2 rRNA genes are annotated in these 403 nt (G+C 43.7%); both read left to right on the top strand.

Going from position 1 to position 403, the window contains the following annotated elements:
* Window positions 1-111: ribosomal RNA gene (gene rrf / locus AB4Z08_RS35860) — 5S ribosomal RNA — on the top strand.
* A 180-nt stretch (window positions 112-291) separates the two neighbouring features.
* Window positions 292-403: ribosomal RNA gene (gene rrf, locus AB4Z08_RS35855) — 5S ribosomal RNA — on the top strand.

The following is a 403-nucleotide window of genomic DNA, read 5'->3' as shown; positions in this document are numbered from 1 at the left end:
ATGGTGGTTTTGCCGAGGGTGTTCACCTCTTCCCATTCCGAACAGAGAAGTTAAGCCCCTCATGGCCGATGGTACTGCACAACAATGCGGGAGAGTAGGTAGCTGCCATACTTATTAAGAGAAGCCTTAGTGTTTGTGCACTAAGGCTTCTTTATTTTCATTTTTCCGGATAGAAAGGCTATTTTCCGGATCATCACTTTCAATAGTATTGAAAGTCTTTATTTACGATTTTTACAAGTTCGTTAGAACTTTCATAATATATTATTGCCCGCTAATACCGGCAAAAGATCTTATGGTGGTTTTGCCGAGGGTGTTCACCTCTTCCCATTCCGAACAGAGAAGTTAAGCCCCTCATGGCCGATGGTACTGCACAACAATGCGGGAGAGTAGGTAGCTGCCATAC

The sequence above is a fragment of the Chitinophaga sp. RAB17 genome, assembly GCF_052114225.1.
In the GTDB taxonomy this organism is placed as follows: domain Bacteria; phylum Bacteroidota; class Bacteroidia; order Chitinophagales; family Chitinophagaceae; genus Chitinophaga.
This window is presented reverse-complemented; position numbering and strand designations above follow the sequence as displayed.